Genomic DNA, 1,888 nt, shown 5'->3' on the forward strand with positions numbered 1-1,888 from the left:
GTTTAAACCGACTACGCCTAAAAAATTCGGTATGAAAGGCCAGATCAGCAGCCTGGTGATCCAGGCATTGGAGGAACTGAACCTGAGCCAGATCACACCGGAAATGGCAACCCGTATCCGTGAGCTGCTTGATAAAGAAACTCCGGAGAATTTAATGGAAGATATCAAACTGGCGTCTGCAAAGGTGAATGATATGCTTATCAACTTATACTTTAAATCTCGTAAGAATGATCGAATGGCTTAACCTTTCGGACGAAGACCGACTGATTTCTATACAACAAGCAAGTATCAAAAGCGGAATCTCGGCTAAAGCAATTGAAAAGGATTGGTGGATTACGCTGGTTCTGAAAGCCATTTTTCAAAGCGAGTTTGAGTCATATCTATCGTTTAAAGGCGGTACATCTCTTAGTAAAGGCTGGCATCTTATAGAAAGATTTTCCGAAGATATCGACCTGGCCATTGATAGGAAATTGCTCGGATTTGATGAAGCCTTAAGCAAATCAGCTGTTAAACGTCTGAAGCGAAAGGCCTGTGAATTTACATCTACCGTTTTAAAAGAAGCTCTTGAACGTGAGTTATCTAATCTGGGAGTTCCCGAAGGTTTGGTTACTGTCACTGCAGATCCTATTCCGGGAGACTTCCGTGACACCGACCCGCAAATAATACGAATCGGATATCGCTCTTTGCTGGACCCGGTACCTTATATCGATGACCAGGTCAAGCTCGAGGTAGGGAGATTCAATCTCTCTTAAGTGAACATATGCCGGGGTATGCCTGGTCCGGCGAAAATTTTCTGGTTCATACGGTCGAACCGAAAAGGACATTTATGGAAAAGGCGTTCCTGCTGCATGAGGAGCTTCTCCGTCCTGTAGATAAGATCGTTTATGAACGGATGTCCAAACAACTCAACGGTCTATCGGATTAATACTAACAAAACGGCCACTTTAGTCACAACTGAAGCTAAATTGGTCTATAGTCCGCTGCTGCATAAAGCCATAATCTTTCATTTCGCTCGGTTCTATCCCGCCTGCGTGTAGTCCTTTTGTCAGGATGCTATTCACTTCGTCTACACTGTCAACCGACAAGGAATAAAGCGCTGCTAAACTGGATTTTGTATCTGCAACTGGTTTAGTTGCGAAGGATTTGAATTTTTCGTGAGTCAATATCATCACAAAAATGTTTTCCTCCCAAACCATACACTTCCCGGACTCGTGAGAAAATTGAGGATTATTTACAAAACCTAAAGCAGTATAAAAGTCTGTCGATCTTTTCAGGTCTTTTACTGCTAAGTTGATAAAAATCTGTTTCGCCATCCTTAAAGATTTTTGATGGACCTAATATAAGTTTTGTTTCTAAGTTTTTGGCTTCGTCTAATAATTCCAGGCCAGTTAATTGTGATAGTTCTTTTTGGCTTATCGGCTTTGATTTAGAGAAATATTAAATTTACTACCTAAAATTACAGCTTAATCCACTCCACATAAAACTAATTTTACTGGTTTCTGAAGGGCCGTTGATGATCCCATATAAACCACCCGGGACTGTGGAAAATTCCATACCCAGGCTTGTCTTTTTGATTTCAACATTATAAGCTGACTCCAATTCGGATCTTGTTGATCCTATTCCGATATTTGACATAGTAGTTAGTTTGCCGCCATTACGGCTTTCATTCAAGCTCCAACCAACAAATTCCATTCTAGCAGGATTTCTTTTTCCCTTTTGAAACATTAGCACGAGGCCGTTTTCGAAAATTGTCATTTTCATAGGTCCTGCGCCACATTCCGAATTCAACTGCGGTTCAGGGATTTTAGTGGCGAATACCTTTGAAACAACATCTAAAACCTGATCCATTTCCATTCCAACGGGAAGTTCCGTGGTCGATCCTGATGGC

At 41.4% G+C, this 1,888-nt stretch carries 4 protein-coding genes; 2 read left to right on the forward strand and 2 right to left on the reverse strand.

Features of this window, described 5'->3' with window-relative positions; genetic code table 11:
• Together WBJ10_RS06450 and WBJ10_RS06455 are read left to right on the forward strand one after the other, a co-directional pair.
• Positions 1–244, forward strand: a 244-nt coding sequence (locus tag WBJ10_RS06450) for a DUF6088 family protein (RefSeq protein ID WP_424288701.1), incomplete at its 5' end; no start/stop codon positions are given.
• The gene (locus tag WBJ10_RS06455) at positions 228–752 is read left to right on the forward strand and encodes a nucleotidyl transferase AbiEii/AbiGii toxin family protein (RefSeq protein ID WP_424288702.1); all 525 of its coding nucleotides are present in this window, start codon (positions 228–230) and stop codon (positions 750–752) included. The genes WBJ10_RS06450 and WBJ10_RS06455, both read left to right, overlap by 17 nt.
• Positions 753–944: 192 nt before the next feature.
• On the opposite strand, the gene WBJ10_RS06460 is transcribed toward WBJ10_RS06455, so the two are convergent.
• Together WBJ10_RS06460 and WBJ10_RS06465 are read right to left on the reverse strand one after the other, a co-directional pair.
• Positions 945–1,313 (reverse strand): VOC family protein, encoded by a 369-nt coding sequence (locus tag WBJ10_RS06460; RefSeq protein WP_424288703.1) that lies wholly within the window; start codon positions 1,311–1,313, stop codon positions 945–947.
• A 133-nt stretch (positions 1,314–1,446) separates the two neighbouring features.
• Positions 1,447–1,888, reverse strand: a 442-nt coding sequence (locus WBJ10_RS06465) for a hypothetical protein (RefSeq protein WP_424288704.1), incomplete at its 5' end; no start/stop codon positions are given.

The sequence above is a fragment of the Daejeonella sp. genome, from assembly GCF_049655485.1.
Taxonomy (GTDB): domain Bacteria; phylum Bacteroidota; class Bacteroidia; order Sphingobacteriales; family Sphingobacteriaceae; genus Daejeonella.

What these genes read in the sequence shown, in the direction of transcription:
- WBJ10_RS06460 (WP_424288703.1), bottom strand. Translation starts at nt 1,313, where the DNA reads ATGGCGAAACAGATTTTTATCAACTTAGCAGTAAAAGACCTGAAAAGA.
- WBJ10_RS06455 (WP_424288702.1), top strand. Translation starts at nt 228, where the DNA reads ATGATCGAATGGCTTAACCTTTCGGACGAAGACCGACTGATTTCTATA.